The sequence below is a fragment of the Amycolatopsis sp. NBC_01286 genome (assembly GCF_035982555.1).
Taxonomy (GTDB): Bacteria; Actinomycetota; Actinomycetes; order Mycobacteriales; family Pseudonocardiaceae; genus Amycolatopsis.
In genome coordinates, this window is the sequence record NZ_CP108428.1 from 9,525,357 (window position 1) to 9,546,843 (window position 21,487).

Below are 21,487 nucleotides of genomic sequence, written 5' to 3' on the forward strand. Positions count from 1 at the left end.
CGCCGGGTCCCGGCGCGCCGCACGGGGACTACTTGCTGACGGTCACGCTGAAGAGGTCGAGCTCGCGGAACTGGGTGGGCTGGACGTCGTGCAGCCGGGTCGACCAGGCCGCGGTGCCGGACTGCCACCAGATCGGGATGGTCGGCATGTCCTGCAGGACCAGCTTTTCGGCCTGCTGGTACAGCGCCTGGCCCTGCTGCTGCGACGGCGCGGCGTCGGCTTCCTTGAGCAGCTCGTCGACCTTCGGGTTCGAGTACTGCCCGACGTTCGAGGCGGCACCGGTGCGGAACAGCGGGTTGAGGAAGTTCTCGATCGACGGGTAGTCCGCGACCCACGCCGAGCGGTAGATGCCGGTGACGCTGCGGTCGTTCAGCTTCGAGCGGAAGTCGCCGAGGGTGGTCTGCGGGGTGAACTTGCAGGCGCGGCCCAGCGAGGCCTGGATCTGCTTGCAGATGACCTCCATCCACTCCTGGTTGCCGGAGTCGATGTTGGACGTCAGCTCGATGTCACCCTGGAACCCGGAGGCGTCGAACAGCTGCTTGGCCTTCTGCGGCTCGTAGGTGCACAGCTCGCCGCACTGGTTGTCGAGGTGGCCCTGGACGTTCGGGGCGACCAGGCCGTCGGCCGGGGTGCGGCCGCCGTTGAAGACCTGCTGGATCATCGACTTCCGGTCGATCGCCATGGAGATCGCCTGGCGGAACTGCGGGTTGTCGTAGCGCTTGTCGAACAGCGGGAACGCGATGGCCTGGTAGCCGAGGTAGGTGTAGGTCTTGCGCCGGTTCTCGGGCAGGTCCTTCTTGATCTTGCCGCCCTGGGTGGAGGTCCACGGCGTGAACGACAGGAAGTCGAGCTTGTTGGCCAGGACGTCGGCGTAGGCCTTGTCGAGGTCGGTGTAGAAGCGGAAGTCGATGCCGCCGATGTTCACCTTCTGAGTGCCGGCGAAGCCGTCGAACCGCTTGACGACGAGGTCCTTGCCCGGCGTGTACGACTCGAACTTGAACGGCCCATCACCGATCGGGTGAGCTTCGAAACCCTTGCGGTCGGCGAAGAAGCTCGCGGGCAGCGGGAAGAACGCCGCGTAGCCGAGCTGGACGCCGAACTCCGAGAACGGCGCGTCGAGGGCGACGGTGAACGTGCTGTCGTCGACCAGCTTCAGGCCCGAGAGCTCCTTGCTCGCCGGCAGGGTGGCCGGCTGCTTGCCGTCCGCGGTGGCGTTGTTGACCTGCGCGAAGCCCTGGACGTGGGAGAAGTAGCTGGCGCCCGCCATCAGGTTCGGCGAATAGGCGGTGTAGTTCCACGCGTCGACGAAGCTCTTCGCGGTGACGGGGGTGCCGTCGTGGAACGTCCAGCCGGACTTGAGCTTGATCGTCCAGGTCTTCGAGTCGGTCGTGCTGATCGAGTCGGCCACGGCGTTGTGCGGGGCGGCCGTCTTGGCGTCGTACTCGATGAGGCCGCGGAACAGCGTGCCCAGCACGCTGATCCCGCCGACCTCGGTGGTGTTGCCGGGCACCAGCGGGGCGGCCGGCTCGGTCTCGCTGTAGCTGACGACCGCGTCGCGGTCGATGTTCGCGGCGGCGGCCGCGGGGGCCGCGGCTCCGTCGGGGGTGCTGGCGGCGGTCGTGCCGCCCGGGGTGCTGCACGCGGAGAGCGTGACAGCCAGTGCGGCGGCCGCGCACACGGCGACCTTGAGCTTGCGCATCGGTTTCTTCCTTAGGTGGAGGGCGGATCGGGGTGGTTCGGGGTGGGTCAGCGCCGGCTGGAGGTGATCCCGAGGGCCAGCGGGAACGCGGGCCGGCCACCGAGCAGGTGGGCGCCGGCGGTCTGCAGGATCCGGTCCTGCGCCACGATGTGCTGGCACATCGTGGTGGTGTCGCGCAGCCAGCGGTCCAGCGGCGAGGGCCGGTAGATCGCGCTCGTCTGCACCAGGTCGTAGAGCCGGGTGACGATCGAGCGGGCGGTGCGGAACGCGTGCCGCCGCGACAGCGGGAGCGCGGCGCGCTCGGACGGCGTGAGGTCGTCCAGGGTGCCGCCCGCGGACAGGACTTCGTGCTGGCGGCGAAGGGCGCCGTAGACGCCTTCGCGAGTGGCGTTGAAGTCGGCTTCGCAGTCGGCCAGGGTGACCTGCGTGCGGTAGTCCTCCGCGCGGCCGGCGGCGACGGAGAGGTCACGGGCGTGGTCCAGCGCGGCGCGGGCGACACCGAGCGCGACGCCCGGCATGTTCCGCATGTGCACCTCGGGCTGGGCCAGCGGGCCCGTCCCGCTGCGGACGTCCGAGAAGACCAGCGTGTGCTCGGCGGGCACGAACACGTCGGTGATCGTGTAGTCGCAGCTGCCGCTGCCCGCGAGACCGGTGGTGTGCCAGGTGTCGAGCACCTCGACGTCGGACTTCGGCACCATGAGCAGGATCGAGTCGTGCGGGGCCCCGTCGGCGCCGGGCTCGGGTGCGCCGTCGCGGTAGAGGAAGGCGCCCGAGACGACCCAGTCGGCGTGGGTGACGCCGCTGCCGAACTGCCAGCGGCCGGTGAGGCGGTAACCGCCGGGGACGATCTCCGCGCGGCCGTTGGGGAACAGCAGGCCCGCGGTCGCCACGTCCGGGCTGGGGAACATCTCGTCGGCGACGGCGCGGTCGAGGAAGGACGCGTAGAGACCGGTGTCGGACCCGATCATCGCGCACCACCCGGCGCCGGCGTCACCGTAGGCGATGGCCTCGATCACCTCGGTCTGCTCGGCCGAGGTCAGCTCGGGGCCGCCGCGGTCCTTGGCGAACCCCATCCGGAAGACTCCGGTGGCGCGCAGCAGTTCCACGACGTCGGCGGGCAGCCGCCGGGCCCGCTCGATCTCCTCGGCGCGCTCCCGGAGCACCGGCGCCAGTGCCTGGGCACGGGCGAGGACCTCCGCGGCGGTATCGGGCGGCCTGACGTCACCTTCGGGCACGGACAGCGGCTCGACAACGGTCATCTCATCACTTCCTCGGGGCTCCAACTGCAGGTCGCGGACTCGGTCCGGCCGCGTTGGAAGTGATTCAAGGCTTCCGTTTAATTGATGGAAACCATTGGCCACCAAGGAAAATCAATACCGTGTGATTTGAGGTAGACGAGTGGGTAACGACGGCGGGCCGCGAGGGGACCCGCAGGTCCCGTCGCGGCCCGCCGGCCGGTCGGCTGAGCTCAGCCGGTGACGGCGCTGTTCACGGCGCCGAAGTCGAGGCCGCCCTCGAGCGCGCGGTAGGTGCCGTGCCCGAGCAGCTCGACCGCGGCGTTGCGGGCGACGGCGTAGGCCGCCTGGGCGATCGCGGTGCCGACGCTGATCCGGCGGACGCCGACGGCTTCCAGCTCCGCGACGCTCGGGGCGCCCGGCCACACCATCACGTTGACCGGCAGCGGGCTCTCCTTGACCAGGAGGCCGAGGGTCTCCAGGTCGATCAGGCCCGGCACGAACAGGCTGTCGGCGCCGGCCGCGGCGTAGGCGCCCGCCCGGGTCAGGACGTCGTCGAGGCGTCCCTCGGCTTCGCCGATGCCGAAGAGGTAGACGTCGGTGCGGATGTTGATCCACAGCTCGGGCAGCCCGGCCGCGGTCGCCGCGTCGCGGGCCGCGCGGACCCGGCCGACCTGGGCGGGGACGTCGAACAGCGGCCCGCCGGGCGCGGTCGAGTCCTCCAGGTTGATCCCGACGGCGCCGGCCTCGACGATCGCGGCGACGGTCGCGGCGACGTCGTCGTCGGACGGGCCGTAGCCGCCTTCGATGTCGGCCGTCACCGGGACGTCGACGACCTGCACGATCCGGGCGACCAGGGCGGCCATCTCGGCGCGCGTCAGGCCGTGCCCGTCCGGGCGGCCCGCCGACCAGGCGACCCCGCCGCTGGTGGTGGCGATCGCCGGGGCCCCTGCCTGCGCGATGAGGGCCGCGCTGGCGGCGTCCCAGGCGTTCGGCAGCACCAGCGTGCGGTCGTGGTGCAGGGCACGCAGTGTTTCGGCGAGCCCTCGCTGGACGCTGTCCATGGACATTCTCCTCGTTCCTTCGGTTACTTCGGTGGGTCTGCCGCGGCTCTCGTGAGTGGTTAGGGCGGTTAGAACCGCCCTGACCACTCACGACCGGCCGCGGTGGGTCAGGCCGCCAGCGTGGGGACGCCGGCGGCGATCAGGTGGGTCGCGGCGAACGCGCGCCACGGGTGCCAGGCCTTCGCCAGGCCCTCGCTGTCGTCGAGGATGTCGTTCGCCAGCAGCGTCGTGCAGAGCGTCCGGTCGGCGGCGGGGAACGCGTCGGCGTAGCCCAGCCGCAGCGCGATCTGGTGGGCGGCGCACTCCCCCACCCCCGGCACGGCCGTCAGCGCGGCGGTGAAGTCGGCCAGGCTCGTGCCGCCGTCGAGCAGGGTCTCGTCGGCGGCGACCGCGGCGGCGAACCCGCGCACCGTCTTGGCGGTGGCCGCGGGCAGCACGCCCGCCAGGTCCGCGTGCGCGAGCGTCTCGGCCGAGGGGAAGAGGTGGGTCAGCCCGTCCTCCAGTCCGGGGACCGCGGTGCCGGCCGCCTCGACCAGCGCGGCCAGCTGCCGCCGGACCAGCGGCCGGGCGCTGCGCCGGCTCAGCACCGCCTCCACCCCGATCTCGAAGAACCCCCAGGCCCCGGGGACGCGGAGGCCGGGACGCGCGCGCAGCAGCGGGGCCAGCACCGGGTCGTCGCGCAGCGCGGCCTCGGCCGGGGCGGTGTCGGCGTCGACGCCGAACATCCGCCCGACGCGGTCGACGACGTGGATGATGCCCTCCCAGAACGGCATGTGCGCGATCAGCAGCAGGTGGTCGTCACCGCCGCGGCGCACCTCGACGACGCCCGCCTCGCCGTCGATGCTGATCGTGCGCCGGTAGACGCCGTCGAGCACCGACTCGACGCCCGGGACCGCGCGCTCGCCGAGGAACGTGCTCAGCGCCTCCCAGTGCAGGGGCGGCGCGAACGGCAGCCGCATGGCCAGGCCGCCGTCCGCGGCGAGCCGGTCGGCGCGCCGGCGCCGGTTGCGCAGCTCGACCGGGGACGCGCGGAAGACCAGCTTCATGTCCCGGTTGAACTGGCGGAGGCTGCCGAACCCGGAGGCGAAGGCCACGTCGGCGACCGTCAGGTCGGAGTCGTCGAGCAGGCGGCGGGCGAAGTGCGCCCGCCGGGAGCGGGCGAGCTGGTCGGGCGTCACACCGAGGTGGTCGTGGAAGAGCCGGCGCAGGTGCCGCGGGGACACCGCCAGGCGCTCGCCCAGCGCCGCCTCCGTCCCGGTGTCCAGCGCGCCGGCGATGATCAGCTGGACCGCGCGGCAGACGAGCTCCGGTGCTTCGGCCCCGACCGGGCCTGCCACCCGGTAGGGGCGGCAGCGCAGGCACGCGCGGAACCCCGCGGCCTCGGCCTCGGCCGCCAGCTCGAACGTCTTCACGTTCTCCGCGAGCGGCTTCGCGCCGCAGCCCGGGCGGCAGTAGATGCCGGTGGTGACCACGGCCGAAAAAGTCGTCATGACACAGGTCTAAGGGATGCGCGGGCGCGAAGCTAGCCACATCCGGACATGCCGCACGGAGGCGTATCCGGGCCGCGGAGATCGTGTCCGGATCTGACCAGACTCGGCCGCTCGCGCCCGGCAGAGTCTTCCTCAACGGCGGCGCGCCGGACGCGCACCGCACTAGAGAGAGGCTCTCCGATGCTGGCGAAGGTGTTCCCCATCCCCCTCAAGCCGGGCAAGCAGGACGAAGCGGAGAAGCTCGTGCACGAGTTCGCGCCGCTGGGTCCCGGGCAGGAGGACGGCACCCTGTCCTTCCGCGTCTACCGCGACCCCGCCAAGCCGGACTACCTGCTGTTCGTCGAACACTTCGCGGACCAGGCCGCCTACGACGCCCACACCGGGTCGGCCGCCTACCAGAAGCTGATCGCCGGCCAGTTCGCCGACCTGATCCTGGAATTCGTCGAAATCGATCACGAGCAGATCGTCGGGCTCTGATTTTCCCGCACCGGCCGGATGCAGCAATCGCTGCGTCCGGCCGGACGCTTGTGCGGTGAATTGCGCGACCGAAGGGTCACGCTCCGAATTCCTCGCACCGCGGATCGCCCCCGAGTTGATTTTCCGGAGGAGACAACTCTGCCGGTCAACTCGCCCGGCGGCTGGAATGTGTACGCCGCTCCTCGGCCCGAGGCCGATTCCGGTGCGGCGCACCCGTTCGCAAGCCACCAGGAGGCTCCACCGTGACCCCGATCACCGACAAACCCACCGGCGTGCTGGCCGTCCTGCGCCGGACTCCGACGCCGGTGCGGTACCTGCTCGGCGGCGTGCTCGTCAACCAGCTCGGCGCGTTCGTCCAGACGTTCATGGTGCTGTACCTGGTTTTCCGCGGCTTCTCCGCGGGCCAGGCCGGCCTCGCCATCGCCGCGTACAGCATCGGTTCGGTCCTCGGCGGGCTGGCCGGCGGGGAGCTGGTGCACCGCATCGGCCCGCGCGCCACCATCTTCGCCGCGATGCTCGGCTCGGCCGTGGTCCTCGCCGTCGTCCCCCTGTTCGCCAGTCCCGGGATGTTCGTGGCGCTGCTCGTCGCGCTGCTGCTCGCCGGCCTCGCGACCCAGAGCTACCGGCCCGCGGCGGCGGTCCTGCTGAGCGAGCTGATGCCCGCAGACGATCGGGTGATGGGCTTCTCGATGATGCGCACCGCCCTCAACCTCGGCGCGTCGCTCAGCCCGCTGATCGCCGCCGGGCTGATCCTGCTGGACTGGAACCTGCTGCTGTGGTTCGACTCGGCCACCGCGGTGCTCTACGCGTTCCTGGCGATCCGGCTGCTGCCCGACCACCGCGTCGAGCGCGAGGCACCGACCGAGCGGGCCGATACCGGCACCCGGGCGGCGTACGCGACTTTGCTGCGGGACGGGCGTTTCTGGTTCTTCCTGGCGTCGGTGCTGATCGGCTCGATCGTCTACGTCCAGTACACCGTCGCCCTGCCGCTCAAGATCAACTCCGAAGGCCACCCGACGTGGCTCTACAGCGTCGTGCTCGTGACCGCGTCGGCCGTGCTCATCCTGTGCGAGCTGAAGATCACGTCGTTCGTCACGCGCTGGCCGGGGCGCGTCGCCGCCACGGCCGGCACCGCGCTGATGGGACTCGGGGTCGCCGGCTTCGGCATCAGCGGCGGCTCGGCCGTCGCGCTGATCGTGTGTACGGTGGTGTTCGTCTTCGGCATCATGATCAACGGCCCGACCATGTTCGCCTACCCCTCGTCCTTCCCGTCGGCCGTCAAGGCGCGCTACATCAGCGCCCACCAAGCGACTTTCGGTCTCGGGATGGCACTCGGTCCGCTGTTCGGCGTCGCCACGTGGGTCGCGCTGGGCAACGGGGTCTGGTGGCTGTGCGGCGCGCTCGGCCTGGTGGCGGCGCTGTGCGCCCTGCTCGGCATGACCGCTCCCCGCGCACGCGTCGCCGTAGCCTGACCACACAGCAGCGCCCCGGCCGCCCGCACCGCGCGGGCGGCCGTCGAGCGTTCGCACAATTCACGCGATGGATGTAAAAGATCACCGGAATTCGCCGGAAAATCAGGCACACATTACACGAACGGGCCAACGACACCGCCATGCAGCGGAAGAGATACCAGCCGCCGTCAGCGACGCTGAGTGAGTAAGGGGAAGGGGATTCACATGGGCAGACCGGAAAAGCCCGTCAACACGTCCGGCGGCGTCGCCACCCAGTTCGCTCGGGAATTGCGCGAACTGCGAGCACGGGCCGGAAATCCGACATACCGGGAAATGGCGCGGTCGGCGATGTTCTCGTCGTCCGTGCTCTCGAGCGCGGCGAGCGGCAACAGGATGCCGTCGCTGCAGGTGACCCTCGCGTTCGTCGCCGCGTGCGGCGGCGACGACGAGGCGTGGCGGCGGCACTGGCACGTCGCCACCGGTGGCTATACGCAGCCCTCGATCGGGGGGCGCACCAGAAGACCGGCACTGTTCCAGCGGCGCGGCGGGGTTCCGTCGCACCCGGCTCAACTACCCCAGCGGCCGCGGGGGTTCACCGGCCGCACGACCGAGCTGGCGTGGCTGCGCTCACCCGGGGACACGCCCATGGTGATCAGCGGCCCGGCCGGGGTCGGCAAGAGCGATCTCGCGCTGTACTACGCCCATTCGGTCGCGGCGGACCTGCCCGACGGGCAGCTCTACGCCGACCTCGGCGGCCTGCGCCACGGCCTGGCCGGCGCGCCGGCCGCGCCGGAGGCCGGCGACATCCTCGACGGCTTCCTGCGGGCCCTCGGCGTCGAGGACCTCTCCGGCAGCTTCGACCACCGCGCCGGGGTCTACCGCACGCTCCTGGCCGATCGCCGGCTCCTGGTGCTGCTGGACAACGTGCAGGACGAGCAGCAGGTGCGCCCGCTGCTCGCCGAGACCACCACGAGCACCACGCTGCTGGTCAGCCGCAAGCGGCTGCTGGGCCTGCGCGACGTCGACCGGTTGCAGCTGACCCCGTTGTCACGCGGCGACTCGATCGCGATGATCACCGCCGCGCTGCCGCACCTCGCCGTCACCGCCGGGCAGGACTGCGCACGGCTCGCCGAGCTGTGCGGGGACCTGCCGCTCGCGCTCGACCTGGCCATCCGCAAGATCGCCTCGCGGCCGCACCTGACCCTGCGCCGCGTCGTCGAAGAGTGGCGCCTGAACGACAACACCGTCGACTGGCTGAGTGTCGGGGACCTGTCCATGCGGTACTCCCTGGAGTCCGCCTACCGCACGCTCAGCCCGCCCGCACGGGAACTGCTGCACCAGCTCGCCCGGACCCCGGCCGGCACGCCGGGGTCCCTGCCTCCGGGCGAAGACGAGCTGGCCGAGGAAATCGCCGACGCCGGTCTGCTCTCCCACGCCGACCCGTACCTCGACGGCCGTGGGCTGCCGCAGCCCATGCGCGCCTTCGTGCTCAGCACGATCGAGCAGCCGCACGGCCACGAATACCGGGCCATGGCGGGGCCCGTGTCCGCCTGACGCGCCACCGGACGGCCCGGCAACGACGCACGCCGTCCCGTGACGCATCATTTCGCCGCGATTCCGGGGCGGCCATCCGGGTGCTGTCAATCGCACCCTCACGTCGGCATTCGCCGTACCTGTACCACTTTGTCCCCTCCCGCGCGTCCTCGGGAAGAGCCGATTGATTGTCCTTTCCGGACAACGCTCCCAGCCAAGTCCGCCATGGCCTGTAATCAGCAGGGAACCGGCGTGCATTCCGCACGCCGACGCCGGCAGGACCTCGTACCCGGCCCCCGCCCCTTCACGGCCTCGCCGGCCGTTTTCCGGAAGGACAGGACATGCTCGACAACGGCATCCCCGTAAGGATTCCGGAGCCCGACGGGGCCGGCCGGGCCGCCGAGCGCCACCGCCCGGCCGGCACCCCGATCCGCCCGCGTCTCGCGCCGGCGGAAGAGCTGCCGCCCAGGGTGGTGCAGCCGACCGATTTCCGACACTACAGGCCCTATCTCGCGATGGCTGCTTCGATCATGCTGCTCGTCGCCGCGATCTGGGTTTCCTCGGTGGCGCACCCGAACGCGGCGTGGCACACCATCGCGTTGTTCGCCCACCTCGCCTCCCTCGTCCTGGGTCTCGGCGCGGTGCTGGTGGCCGACTACTTCTTCGCGTTGTGGGTGCTCGGCCGCTCGACGTTCGCCGAAGCCGTCCGCAGCACCTCCCGGCTGCACCTGTTGGTGTGGGCCGGGTTGACGGGCCTGGTCGGCAGCGGCGCGCTGCTCGAACCGAACCTGCACGCGGCCGCCACGGTGGTGAAACTGGCGCTGGTGGCCGTGCTCACCGTCAACGGCGTCCAGGTCATGGAGCTGGGCAAGCGGATGGCCGTCGTGGCCGGTCCCGTCCCCCGGCGCCTGCTCGTGCGCGGCGGCCTCACCACGGCGATCTCGCAGCTGTGCTGGTGGGGGGCCGTCGTGATCGGGTTCCTGAACGCCAACCGCTGATTCCCCCGCCGTTCCCGCGCCCGGCGCGGTTAATCGACCAAGATCGGGAACCTCCACGTGCTTTCACCCATTGTCGCCGCCGGAGCGGCGAAGCTGTCCGGATCTGGCCAGACCTCCGGCCACGCTCCCGGGCAATCTGATGACCCCGGGCCGGAGATCGGAAACCCGGCCGGGGAAAGAATCGAATGGAGATGTGATGATCACCAAACTGGTGCGCGCGGTGTCCTCGGCGATGCGGCCGGCGACCTCGGCCACGACGATCGCCCAGCGCCTCGACGCGGCTCGGGCGCAGCACCTCATGACGATCGAGCTGTTCCGCCTCCGCGGCCTGGGCTGACCCGGGCCGCTCGATTCGCCGGGCCCCACCGGCCGCCTTCGGACGTCCACCGTCGTACGTCCGGACGCGGCGAACCCGCGGTACAGCACCGATCCGGCCGGGCGCCCCCACTCGAGGGCGCCCCGCCAGCCCGTACCGCCCGCCCGACGAAACGAGTGACCATGACCAGCACCGTCCCGCGTGTCTCCCCGGCCACCACCGAGGAAGCCCCGGTCTCCCACCGCAGGTTGCTGATGTGCGCCGCGGACTACTTCCGGATCGACTACGAGATCAACCCGTATATGCACGTCGGCGTCCAGCCCGACGTCGCGGCCGCGGTCGCCGAGCACGACCGCATCGTCGCCGCGCACCTGGCCGCCGGCCGCAAGGTGGAGTTCGTCGACGCCGACCCCGGCTGCCCCGACATGACCTACACGGCCAACGCGGCGGTCGTCCGCGGCGACCGCGCGGTGCTGGCCACGCTCCCGCCGGAGCGGGCCGCGGAAACACCGCACCACCGGGCCTGGCTGGAGGAAAACGGCTTCGACGTCGCGGAGACGCCGTACGCGTTCAGCGGCCAGGGTGACGCGCTGGCCTGCGGCGACCTGCTGCTCAGCGCCCACGGCCAGCGCACGGACTTCCGCGCGCTCGACACGCTGTCGCGGCACCTCGGCTACGAGGTCGTCGCCCTCCGGACCACGAGCCCGCAGTGGTACGACCTGGACCTGGCGGTCGCGGTGATCCACCCCGGCCGCGTGCTGGCGTACAACCCGCAGGCGCTGGACGCGCCGAGCCTGCGCACGCTGCGCGGGCTCGGCATGGACCTGATCGAGGTGGCTCCGGACGAGGCGGCGGCGTTCGCGCTGAACCTGATCAGCGACGGCCGCACGGTGACCATGACCAGCGGCGCGCCCCGCCTGGCCGCGGACCTGCGGTCCCTGGGCCTGGCGGTGGTGCAGCTGGACACCACCGAGCTGCGCAAGGGCGGCGGCGGCATCCGCTGCACGGCCCTGACGCTGGACAACCCGGCCTGACGCCCCGTGCCTGGCGAGCCTCGCGCTCGCCAGGCACGCCGTCGCCGCTCGCGCGGGTGCCCCGAAACTCGACCGAAACTCTTTGCCCGGCCTCGGCGCCGCGTGCTCTCCTGATCGCGGACAGTGAACATCGTCGATTTTCGTCCAGGTCACCGACGACTTGGTTCCCAGGCCCGGAAAACGCCGGCGGGGACTCGACCCCGAGGTGGACAGCTCCTGGGCGGGAGCCCGGAAGGAGATCTCGGATGGCGGGAAGTTCGTCAGGCCTGCGCGGCAACCGGTGGTGGCGGTCCTCGGTCGGCCGGGTAGTGGCCGGAGTCACCACCGTGACCGCCGTGGCCGCCGTCCTCGTGGCCGCTCCGGGCGCCGACGCCGCGGCCAGCACGCTGGGCGCCGCGGCCGCGCAGTCCGGCCGGTACTTCGGCACGGCGATCGCCGCCGGCAAGCTGAGCAACTCGGCCTACACCACGCTCGCGGCACGCGAGTTCAACATGGTCACGCCCGAGAACGAGATGAAGCCGGACGCGACCGAGCCGAACCAGAACCAGTTCAACTTCTCGTCGGGCGACCAGATCTACAACTGGGCGATCAGCCACGGCGCCCAGGTCCGCGGCCACACCCTGGCCTGGCACGCCCAGCAGCCGGGCTGGATGCAGAACATGGGCGGCAGCTCGCTGCGCAGCGCGATGATCAACCACATCCAGAAGGTGATGGCCCACTACCAAGGGAAACTCGCGTACTGGGATGTCGTCAACGAGGCCTTCAACGAAGACGGCAGCCGCCGGTCGTCGAACCTGCAGAGCACCGGCAACGACTGGATCGAGGTCGCGTTCAAGACCGCCCGCGCGGCCGACCCGTCGACCAAGCTCTGCTACAACGACTACAACATCGACAACTGGAGCTACGGCAAGACCCAGGGTGTCTACAACATGGTGCGGGACTTCAAGTCCCGCGGCGTGCCGATCGACTGCGTCGGCCTGCAGGCCCACTTCACCGGCGGCAGCTCGGTTCCCGGCAACCTCCAGACGACGATCTCCAGCTTCGCGGCACTCGGCGTCGACGTGGCGCTGACGGAGGTCGACGTCACGAACGCGTCGACGTCGCAGTACGCGGCGCTGACCCAGGCGTGTGTGAACGTCGCGCGCTGCGTCGGCATCACCGTGTGGGGCGTGCGTGACAGCGACTCGTGGCGCTCCGGCGAGAGCCCGCTCCTGTTCGACGGCAACGGCAACAAGAAGTCCGCCTACAACTCGGTGCTGAACGTCCTCAACTCCGGAGGCACGACCACCACGCCGACGACGACCCCGACGGGCACCACCACACCGACCACCCCGACCACGACCCCGGGCGGCGGCAGCTGCAGCGCTTCGCTGTCGGCCGGCCAGTCCTGGAGCGACCGGTACAACCTCAACGTCTCGGTCAGCGGCGCCAGTTCGTGGACGGTGACCATGACCGTGCCGAGCCCCGCGAAGATCATCGCCACCTGGAACGTCAACGCCACCTGGCCGAGCAGTCAGGTCATGACCGCGACACCCAACGGCAGCGGCAACAACTTCGGGGTGACCATCCAGCACAACGGGAACTGGAACTGGCCGAGCGTCAGCTGCAGCACCTCCTGAGGGGGTGGTGGGTGACTCGTCCGCGAAGACAGGACTTCGCGGACGAGTCATCCACGCAGCGGCTCGGCTACTGCCTCGCGAGCGCCCACGGCATGAGCTTTTCGGCGAGTGCCCGGCTGAACGGGCTCACCAGTGCCTGCAGTTCGGCGCAGGCGGGCTCGCCGATGTGGGCGTAGGGCAAGACGCTGTTCTCGTCGGTCGCCTTCTCGATCTCCGCTCGGCGGGCGGCGCCGCCGGGGGTGAACGTCAGGTCGGCGTCGTCGGTGAGCCAGTCGCGCTCGCGGAGGCCGGTGACGGCCCGGTTCCAGTCGTCCTCGGACCAGCCCCGCGACGTGCGCAGGGTCTCGGCGGGGACGGCGCCCGACGCGGCGTGGGTGATGAGGGCTTCGACGCCGCGCAGGCCGGCCGTCAGCAGGGCGGCCACGTGCGCGTCGCCGCGGTACTCGCGGAGCAGGGTCTGCGCGTGCCACAGGACCAGGTGGGGCTCGGTGGGCCACGGCAACGCCGCGTGGGCGGCGAAGAGCGGGCGGCCGGTGACGTCGCCGGTGACCGTCTCGGCGGCCTCGCGCAGGAGAACGGCGGCCCGGCGCATCTCGGGTGAGCCGATCGCGTCGCCCAGGACGCCGCGCAGGGCCCGGTCGGCCGCGGCGTAACGGGCGGCGAGGACCGCGGCCGGCTCGCTGGCGGACCAGGCGGTGCTGATCGACGCCGTGACGAGGGCCGGGTTGAAGTTGAAGAAGGTCGCGACCACGACCGGCGCCGGGACCGCGCCGAACGCCGCCGACCGCGACGCGAAGTAGCCGGCGCGGCCGGTGATGCCGAGCTCCGCGTACGCGGCAGCGGCTTCCGGCGCGAAGTAGATCATCCCGTGGTAAGGCTCCAGGAATCGCCAGGTCCGGCGCGCCGTTTCGATCACCGCGCCAACATACCACCCGGTCGGTACGGCGCCGGTCTTCCTGCTCCCGAGCCCGGGAGCAGGCGGCTACGGCCGCAGCCGCTTGCGCATGATCGGCCGGCTCGGGAACGTCCGGCCGATCTCGGTGAACCCCGCCCGGGTGAACATGGCGACCGTGCCGGTGAACACCGCGGAGGGCGACGGGACCGCCGCCAGCGCGGCGACGTCGACCGGGTGTCCGTCCACAACGGACCCCCCGTGCTCCCGCGCCCACTCGACCGCGGCGCCCAGCAAGGAAACGCCGGCACCGTGACCCCGGTGCCCGCGCCGGACGACAAAGCACGTGACCCACCACGCCGCCGGATCGTCCTCGAGCAGCCGGCGCACCGCACGGTTCCCCGTCACGCCCGGCAGCAGGGCACGCGGCTGCACCCGGGTCCAGCCCACCGGTTCGTCGTCGACGTACCCGACGAGCCCCACCGGCACCGCGGCGGTGTCGACCTCGCGACGCAGCGCGGCGCGGTTGTCCGGCTGGTCGTGCCGCCGGAACCGCTGGCACCAGCAGCTGTCGCCCCGGCCGGCCCGGCCCGCGAACACCCGCTCCAGGTCCGGCCACGAGGCCGGATCCAGGGGCTGCGACCGGAACGTCATGCCGGACAGTGTCGCAGCCGGACCGTCGTCACCGCCTGCCGAAGCTAAGCGCCTGGGTCTTCCGCGAGTGCCCGGTACGCCGGCCGGAGCAGTTCGGTGACGTCGTCGCCGCCCGCCGTGATCGTGAACGGCGGGGCCTGGTCCAGGAGCGCGTCGACCGGCGTACGCGGTCCGTGCAGCGGTGCCGCGGCGGCCAGGCCCGGGGCCTGGCCGCTCGCGAAGAAGGTGTCCATGACCTCGGTCAGGGCCGGTGACCGGTCGTCGGGGTCGAGCGGTTCAGCGGAGATGAGCCGGTTCTTCAGCTCCTCCAGCAGCGTTTCGCGGTTCCGGCCGCGCAGGGCGAGGACGGTGAACGGGTCGTCGGCGACCCGGGCCACGAGCGCGGCGAACACGGCGTTCAGGTGGCCGCACGGCACTTCGGCGTCCGGGCAGGTGCAGTCCAGCGACACCTCCCGCGCCGACGACGGGAACAGCGGCAGCCGGACCGCTGTGAAGATCTGCTCGACGTCGCGGGGCAGCTCGCCGCTGAGCAGCAGGACGGTGGCCGACGCCTTCGCGGCGAGGGCGTGGGTGATGGCCGCCCAGTCCGCCTTCCCGAACGCCGTCAGCCCGATCCGCACCTGGTACGCGCGGCCGTCCCGCACCTCGGCCTCGACGCGCCCGGCGCCGACCTCCAGGGACACGACGCGGCCCCGGCCGGGTGCGGGCAGGAGGACGCCGATCGCCGTCAGCGCCCGGAGGAACCGGGTCGGCCACCACGGGAGCGGTTCAGTCATCGATCGCGTCCTCCCCCAGGGTGAGCACCCCGCGCAGCGCGTCCGTGGACAGTTCGGTGAGCCGGCTTTCGCCCTCGCCGACGACCATGCCCGCGAGCGCGCGCTTCCTGGTGATCAAGGTGTCGATGCGGTCTTCGATGGTGCCGGGGCAGACGAACTTCCGGACCTGGACGGTGCGGCCCTGGCCGATCCGGAACGCCCGGTCGGTGGCCTGGTTCTCCACGGCCGGGTTCCACCAGCGGTCCAGGTGCAGGACCTGGCTGGCGGCGGTCAGCGTGAGCCCGGAACCGCCCGCTTTGAGCGAGAGCACCAGGATCCGCGGCCCGTCGCCGGATTGGAAGCGGTCCACGATCGCGTCTCGCGCGCCTTTGGCCAGGCTGCCGTGCAAAAAGGCGACTTCGACGCCGAGCCGGTCCGTCAGGTGGGGCACGAGCATGTGGCCGAACTCGGTGTACTGCGTGAAGCACAGCACCCGATCACCCGACGCCAGGATCTCCGCCAGGACCTCTTCGAGGCGGCTGACCTTGCCGGAGCGGCGCCCGATCGGGGAGCCGTCGTGCAGCAGGTGCGCGGGGTGGTTGCAGACCTGCTTGAGCTTCGTGATCGCGGCGAGGACGTTGCCGCGGCGCTTGATGCCCTGGCTGTTCTCGATCTTCTTCATCATCTCGTCGACGATCGCGCAGTACAGCGTGCCCTGTTCGCGGGTGAGCCGGTACTCCTGCCGGATCTCGAGCTTTTCCGGGAGCTCGGGGACGATCGCGGGGTCCGTCTTCACCCGGCGCAGCAGGTACGGCCGCGTGAGCCGGCGCAGCTCGGCGGCCACGTCGGTGTCGCCCCGCCGCTCGATCGGGACGGCGAATCGTTGCCGGAACTCGAACCTGCTGCCGAGCAGCCCGGGGTTGAGCAGGTCCAGCACCGACCACAGGTCCGCCAGCCGGTTCTCCACCGGGGTACCGGTCAGCGCGAGCCGGTGCCCGGCCGTGAACCGCCGCACCGCCTTGGCCGTCGCGGTGTCGGCGTTCTTGATGGCGTGCGCTTCGTCGAGCACCAGGCGCCGCCAGGTGACCTTCTCGAGTTCGCCGGCGTCGCGGGCGGCGGTGGCGTAGGTCGTGACGACGAGGTCGGCCGCGGCGACCTGCTCGGCGAGCGCGTCGCCGTGCGCGCGGGCGCTGCCGTGGTGGGCGTGGACCCGCAGGCCCGGCGCGAAGGTCGCCGCCTCCCGCTGCCACATGCCGACCAGCGACATCGGGCACAGCACCAGCGTCGGCCGGCCCTCGCCCGCGGCCCGCTCGAGTGCCTCGAGCGCCAGCGTCTGGACGGTCTTGCCGAGGCCCATGTCGTCGGCCAGGCACGCCCCGAGCCCCAGCTCCGCCATGAACGCCAGCCAGGCGACACCCCGCTGCTGGTAGGGACGCAGCATGGCCCGGAACGACGGCGGCAGCTCGACCGGCCGCAGGGCCTCCTCGACCCGCCCGGCCAGGACGTCCCCGACCCAGCCGTCGGCGCTGACGGCGGTGACCGGGAGCGGCGCCTCCCGTGCGAGGTGGACCAGCTCCAGCAGCTCGGCCCCGGTCGGGGGCTCGGTGTGCCGGTGCGGGTCGCGGCGCAGGAACTCGAGTCCGGCGCGCAGGCGATCGGCGTCGACGCTGATCCACCTCCCCCGCAGCCGCACCAGCGGGGTCTTCGCCGCGACGAGGGTGGCCAGTTCTTCTCGGCCGATCTCGACGTCGCCCACCGCGATCGACCAGCGGAACGTGGCCAGCTCGTCGCGGCCCACCCGGTTGCGGGTGACGACCTGCTCGGACGGCGTGCTGCGGACCGACAGCCGCAGCCCGAGCCGGCGCCTGCCGTCCCAGGAGGCCGGGAGCTGCACTTCGAACCCGGCCTCGATCAGCCGGGTCGCACCCGAGGTGAGGAACTGTTCGGCTTCCTCGACGGTCAGGTCGTACTCGGCCGGCTGCGTCCGGCGCAACGCCGGCGCCAGCATCGGTTCGACCAGCGCGGCCCGGCCCAGTTCGGCGACGAGCAGCCCCTTCGGGTCCCGGACCAGCCCGTGCGCCTCGCCCGACCAGATCTGCCCCGCCGAGAGCAGCAGGCTCGGATCGGCCGTCGCGCGCAGGAGGAACCGCAGCTGCCACTTGGTGCCGTCGCCGGTCTGGTCGTCGGGATCGGCCTCGGCCGGTCGGCGCAGGGTGCCGGTTTCGGCCAGCCGGAAGCACGCCCGGCCGTCGACGACGTCGGTGTCGGCGACCTCGTCCCACTTCGCGACGGCCTCGGCCAGCACACCCAGCTCGCCCAGCGGCAGCTCGACGCGGGGACCGCCGCCCTGCAACGCGGCCAGCCACACCCCGGCCGCGCCCCGGCCCCCGCGCAGGTCGACGGGCGGCTCCGCGCGCGCCAGCCGGTCCCGGACCGCCGTGTCGACCAGGGTGTGGAGGGCGTCGGTGACGAGCGCGCGCGGCGAGGCCCCGGTGAGCGGCGCGACCTGCTCGGCCCGTCCGACCGGCGGCATGGCCGCGACGAGCGCGTCGAACGCGACGAAGTCGACGCCTTGCAGCACCGGGCGCCACCGGGCCTCGGCCGCGTCGCCCTGGCGGAGCAGCGTCGGCAGCACCCGCCCGCGCCGCACCAGATCCGCGGCCAGGCGGGCCACCGCGCGCAGGTAGGTGACGGATTCGCCGTACGAGGCGGCGTCGTCGAGGTCGTCCAGCTCGGTCGCGTCCACGATCAACGCCGGCACCGACCACGGCCGCAACGACGGCGCCGGGCCACGCCGCTGGCCTGCAGCCTGCTCGGCAGAAGCGAGCGGCCGGCTCGCCCGCGACGGCAGCAGCAGCGTCGCCGACGTGGGCTTGCCGGGGTGCAGCGCGGTCAGCTGCGCACTGGAGACCGCGAAGGGATGCGGCAACGCGATCCGCGCCGACCGGCTCGACGTACCGGCCGGGCGCCGGTCGTGCTCCGCCCACAGCAGCAGCCCCCGGCCCGGAGACCACAGGGCGTGCACCACAGGCAAGGTCCGAGGCTCCTTAGTCCGATCCGGGTTCCCCGCAGATCGTCGCACGCCTGGTCGAAGCGGCCCGTCAGTACTGGCCGAGCCGGGCGCGGACCTCGGCCGCCTTCGGGTGGGACAGGTCGTCGAAGACGACCAGGGCCGCCTCCCAGTACCGCGTTCCCTGGGCGGGGTTGCCCGTGTCGTGCAGCAACGTGCCGATCTTCTCCAGCGTCGACGCCCGGCCTTCGGCGTCGCCGATGTCCTCCCGGATCAGCAGGGCCTGCTGGTAACTGCGCTCGGCCTCGATGAACCGCCCGTCGCACGCCCGCGCGTAACCCAGGTTGTGCTGGACCGTCGCTTCCAGGTGACGATCACCGAGCCGCGCGGCGAACGCCGCCGCCTCGGCCAAGCGCTGCCTGGCCTCCTCGGTGCGGCCCATCGTGGCCAGGACGAAACCGACGTTGCCGAGCACCTTCGCCTGGCCCACCACGAACCCCGCCTCACGGCACAGCTCCAGCGACGTCTCCAGCGCGGCCAGGCCCGGGGCGGACTCGCCGGCCTCGTGCAGCACCATGCCCAGGCTGTCCAGGGCCGCGGCGCAACCGGTGGTGTCGCCCAGTTCCCGGAGCATCCGCTGGGCCTGGTCGAGGTGCTGCCGGGAGGCCGCCAGGTCGCGCAGGCCGTAGCGGTGCGCCGCGCCCAGGCTGTAGTGCATCGCGGCCTCGGCGGCCCGGTTGCCCTCCCGACGCGCCGCGTCCAGCCCGGCCAGCGCCAGCGCGCACCACGACGACGGGTCGTAGGTGCGCCAGAGGTGGCCGCGGAGCACGTCGATCAGCTGCCAGGCCACGCCTTGCGGGCCGTGGTCGACGGCGTGGGCCACGACGGCGGCGAAGTTCGCGCGTTCGGCGGTCAGCCAGACCCCGGGCTCATCTCGTTCCCGCCAGGGCGACGGCGGGTACTGGCGCAGCTCCGAGAGCCGCAGCATGCCCGGGTACAGCCTCGCGGTCGCCTGGGTGGCGGTCTCCAGGTAGTAGTCGAACAACCGCTCGAGCGCCGCCGCCCGGTCCGTTTCCTCGTCGGCGCGGGCGCTGCGCTGCCCGGCGAACAGGCGGAGCAGGTCGTGGGTCTGGAACCGGCCGCCCGGCCGTCGTTGCACCAGGTGCGCGGCGACCAGCCGGTCGACCATCCGCGCCGCGTCGTCCACGCCGGCGCCGGCCAGCGCGGCGATGGCCGGCATCCCGGCGTCGGCTCCGGGCAGCGACCCCAGCAGCCGGAACAGCCGGGCCGTCTCCGGCGGGAGCGCGGCGTAGGACATCTCGAAGGCCGTCAGCACCGCGGACCGGCTGTCGCCGCCCAGGGAGAGCCCGGCGAGCCGATCGCCTTCGGTCAGGACGGTCAGGTACTCCGCGACCGTCTTCCGGCCGGCGATGTTGGCGGCGGCGATCCGCAGCGCGAGCGGCAGGTGGGCGCACAGCCGGGCCAGCTCCGCCAGGGCCCCGGGCGAGGCTTCGGCCGCCTCCCGCTCGCACGACGCCCGCAGCAGCGCGATGGCTTCGCCGCGGGAGACCACATCGAGCTCGACCAGCAGCGCGTCGACGTGCAGGGTGAGCGCGGCCAGGCTGTTGCGGCTCGTCACGAGCACAGCGCAGTGCGGGCTGGCGGCGATGAGCGGGCGCACGTGGTCGGGGCTGACGGCGTCGTCCAGCACCAGCAGCATCCGGCGGTCGGCCAGCACCGAGCGGAAGAGGGCGACCCGGGCGTCGAGGTCGACCGGGATGGTGGCGGGCGCGACGCCGAGCGAGGTGAGGAACGCGGCCACCACCTCGCCCGCAGACCGGGTGCCGACCGTGGAGAAGCCGTTGAGCCCGGCGTGCAGCTGCCCGTCCGGGAAGCGGTGGCGCATCCGGTGCGCCCACCGCACGGCCAGCGCCGACTTCCCGACACCCGCGGTGCCGCTGAGGACGACGACGCGGGCCGAGGCGTGCGGCGCGGCGTCGAACACGAACTCGTCGAGCTGCCGCAGCTGCGCGTCCCGGCCGATGAACCGCGACGGGTCGGGCGGCAGCTCGGCGGGGATGGGCGCGGCCGGGGTCCCGGAGCGGCGGCTGAGCAGCGCCGGGGTCGGCGTGCCCGGCTCCTCGCGGATGCTGTGCAGGTAGGTGCGCTGCAGTTCGGGACCCGGCTCGAGGCCGAGGTTCTCCCGGAGCCGGCCGCGGAAGGCGAGGAAGACCTGGACCGCGGCCGCCCGCTGCCCCGAGGCGGCCAGCGCCCGCATAATCCGCTCCGTCAGGCCTTCGTGCAGCGGGTCGGCGAAGGCCGCTTCCCGCAGCCGGTCGAGGACGTCGTCGTGGTGGCCGAGCGGCACCGCGAGATCCGCGTAGTCGAGCACGGCCTTGAGGCGCTGCTGGGTGACCGCGACGACCACCGGGTGCGGGGCCGCGGGCAGCAGGACGCCGTCCAGGACCTGACCGCGCCACAGCTCCAGCGCCGACCGGTAGGACCGCACGGCCGCGGCGGAATCGCCCGCCCGGCGGTCTTCCTGGGCCTGCGACAGGGCTTCGGCGAACTCCAGCAGATCGCTCTGCCCGGGTGCCAGGCCGAGGCGGTACCCCGGGCCGACGCGGGTCACCAGCCCGGGATCGGCGTCCAGGCCGGCGAAGAACTTCCGCAACCGCGAGACGTAGGTCTGGACGAGGTTCACCGACGACTCCGGGGACCGCTCGCCCCACAGGAACTCCACGACGTCCGCGCGGGACACCACCTGGTTGGCGCGCAGCGTGAGCAGCCCCAGCAGCCGGGCCTGCATCACCGAACCGAGCGGTACCTCACGGCCGTCCCGCCGCACCGCCAGCGGGCCCAGCACCTCGACGCGGAACCCGCCGGCCCGCTCGCCGGGCGCGGGGCTACCGACGTCCGTCAGCCCGGTGGCCTCCAGGAGCTTCGCCAGCGACCGCGCGTGCGGCCGGCGCACCTCGCCCCGCTCGATGTCCCGCAACGTCCGCACGCTGACCCCGGCGAGCCCGGCCAGCTCCTGCTGGCTGATCCCGGCTCGCCGCCGGTACGCCAGCAGCCGCTCCCCCAGCGTCATCGGCCCCCTCGCAAGTCTTCCCCTGTTCCTGCCGATCGTCGCCGGATTCTGCCGGTCGGACCGCTGAAGTTTCGACGAATTCGCAGGTGGAACGCAATAAGCCCGCGTACAGGAAGCGTACAGCGTTCAGGCGTCGCCACACCATATGGTCGGGTTGTCACCAACTGGG

At 72.3% G+C, this 21,487-nt stretch carries 17 protein-coding genes; 8 read left to right on the plus strand and 9 right to left on the minus strand.

Annotated elements, in window-relative coordinates; genetic code table 11:
• Window positions 1-28 precede the first annotated feature (28 nt).
• From OG570_RS43585 to OG570_RS43600, 4 genes are all read right to left on the minus strand, one after another.
• Window positions 29-1,699, minus strand: coding sequence for a peptide ABC transporter substrate-binding protein (locus tag OG570_RS43585; protein ID WP_326954556.1), 1,671 nt, complete (start codon window positions 1,697-1,699; stop codon window positions 29-31).
• Between the two features lie 47 nt (window positions 1,700-1,746).
• A complete protein-coding gene (locus OG570_RS43590; protein WP_326948046.1) occupies window positions 1,747-2,958 on the minus strand; it encodes an acyl-CoA dehydrogenase family protein in 1,212 nt (403 codons plus the stop codon).
• Between the two features lie 209 nt (window positions 2,959-3,167).
• Window positions 3,168-3,998, minus strand: coding sequence for an isocitrate lyase/PEP mutase family protein (locus OG570_RS43595; protein WP_326954557.1), 831 nt, complete (start codon window positions 3,996-3,998; stop codon window positions 3,168-3,170).
• A 107-nt stretch (window positions 3,999-4,105) separates the two neighbouring features.
• A complete protein-coding gene (locus OG570_RS43600) occupies window positions 4,106-5,488 on the minus strand; it encodes an AlkA N-terminal domain-containing protein (RefSeq protein ID WP_326954558.1) in 1,383 nt (460 codons plus the stop codon).
• 192 nt (window positions 5,489-5,680) lie between these two features.
• Between OG570_RS43600 and OG570_RS43605 the strand changes: the two genes are divergently transcribed.
• The 7 genes from OG570_RS43605 to OG570_RS43635 all read left to right on the plus strand — a co-directional run bounded on the left by OG570_RS43605 (window position 5,681) and on the right by OG570_RS43635 (window position 12,916).
• On the plus strand, window positions 5,681-5,965 hold the full coding sequence (locus tag OG570_RS43605) for a putative quinol monooxygenase (protein WP_247049498.1): 285 nt from the start codon (window positions 5,681-5,683) through the stop codon (window positions 5,963-5,965).
• A gap of 242 nt (window positions 5,966-6,207) precedes the next feature.
• On the plus strand, window positions 6,208-7,437 hold the full coding sequence (locus OG570_RS43610) for an MFS transporter (protein WP_326954559.1): 1,230 nt from the start codon (window positions 6,208-6,210) through the stop codon (window positions 7,435-7,437).
• A gap of 204 nt (window positions 7,438-7,641) precedes the next feature.
• On the plus strand, window positions 7,642-8,970 hold the full coding sequence (locus OG570_RS43615) for a helix-turn-helix domain-containing protein (RefSeq protein WP_326954560.1): 1,329 nt from the start codon (window positions 7,642-7,644) through the stop codon (window positions 8,968-8,970).
• Window positions 8,971-9,464: 494 nt separating this feature from the next.
• Window positions 9,465-9,947, plus strand: coding sequence for a hypothetical protein (locus OG570_RS43620; protein ID WP_326948043.1), 483 nt, complete (start codon window positions 9,465-9,467; stop codon window positions 9,945-9,947).
• 196 nt (window positions 9,948-10,143) lie between these two features.
• Window positions 10,144-10,284, plus strand: a complete 141-nt coding sequence (locus tag OG570_RS43625; protein ID WP_247049491.1) for a hypothetical protein — start codon at window positions 10,144-10,146, stop codon at window positions 10,282-10,284.
• A gap of 161 nt (window positions 10,285-10,445) precedes the next feature.
• On the plus strand, window positions 10,446-11,297 hold the full coding sequence (locus tag OG570_RS43630) for a dimethylarginine dimethylaminohydrolase family protein (RefSeq protein WP_326948042.1): 852 nt from the start codon (window positions 10,446-10,448) through the stop codon (window positions 11,295-11,297).
• Between the two features lie 245 nt (window positions 11,298-11,542).
• Entirely contained in the window at window positions 11,543-12,916 is a 1,374-nt protein-coding gene (locus OG570_RS43635) for an endo-1,4-beta-xylanase (RefSeq protein WP_326954561.1), read from the plus strand.
• 67 nt (window positions 12,917-12,983) lie between these two features.
• On the opposite strand, the gene OG570_RS43640 is transcribed toward OG570_RS43635, so the two are convergent.
• The 5 genes from OG570_RS43640 to OG570_RS43660 form a co-directional block, all read right to left on the minus strand.
• Window positions 12,984-13,832: an SCO6745 family protein gene (locus OG570_RS43640; protein WP_326954562.1), complete on the minus strand. Its 849-nt coding sequence runs from the start codon at window positions 13,830-13,832 to the stop codon at window positions 12,984-12,986.
• A gap of 66 nt (window positions 13,833-13,898) precedes the next feature.
• On the minus strand, window positions 13,899-14,462 hold the full coding sequence (locus OG570_RS43645) for a GNAT family N-acetyltransferase (protein WP_326954563.1): 564 nt from the start codon (window positions 14,460-14,462) through the stop codon (window positions 13,899-13,901).
• A gap of 44 nt (window positions 14,463-14,506) precedes the next feature.
• Window positions 14,507-15,238 (minus strand): SWIM zinc finger family protein, encoded by a 732-nt coding sequence (locus OG570_RS43650; RefSeq protein WP_326954564.1) that lies wholly within the window; start codon window positions 15,236-15,238, stop codon window positions 14,507-14,509.
• Window positions 15,231-18,251, minus strand: a complete 3,021-nt coding sequence (locus OG570_RS43655; protein WP_326954565.1) for a DEAD/DEAH box helicase — start codon at window positions 18,249-18,251, stop codon at window positions 15,231-15,233. Before OG570_RS43655 ends, OG570_RS43650 begins: the two co-directional genes overlap by 8 nt.
• 67 nt (window positions 18,252-18,318) lie before the next feature.
• Window positions 18,319-21,258, minus strand: a complete 2,940-nt coding sequence (locus OG570_RS43660) for a BTAD domain-containing putative transcriptional regulator (RefSeq protein WP_442788354.1) — start codon at window positions 21,256-21,258, stop codon at window positions 18,319-18,321.
• Between OG570_RS43660 and OG570_RS43665 the strand changes: the two genes are divergently transcribed.
• On the plus strand, window positions 21,155-21,385 hold the full coding sequence (locus tag OG570_RS43665) for a hypothetical protein (RefSeq protein WP_326960381.1): 231 nt from the start codon (window positions 21,155-21,157) through the stop codon (window positions 21,383-21,385). The two genes, OG570_RS43660 and OG570_RS43665, sit on opposite strands and share 104 nt — an antisense overlap.
• Window positions 21,386-21,487: the final 102 nt, after the last annotated feature.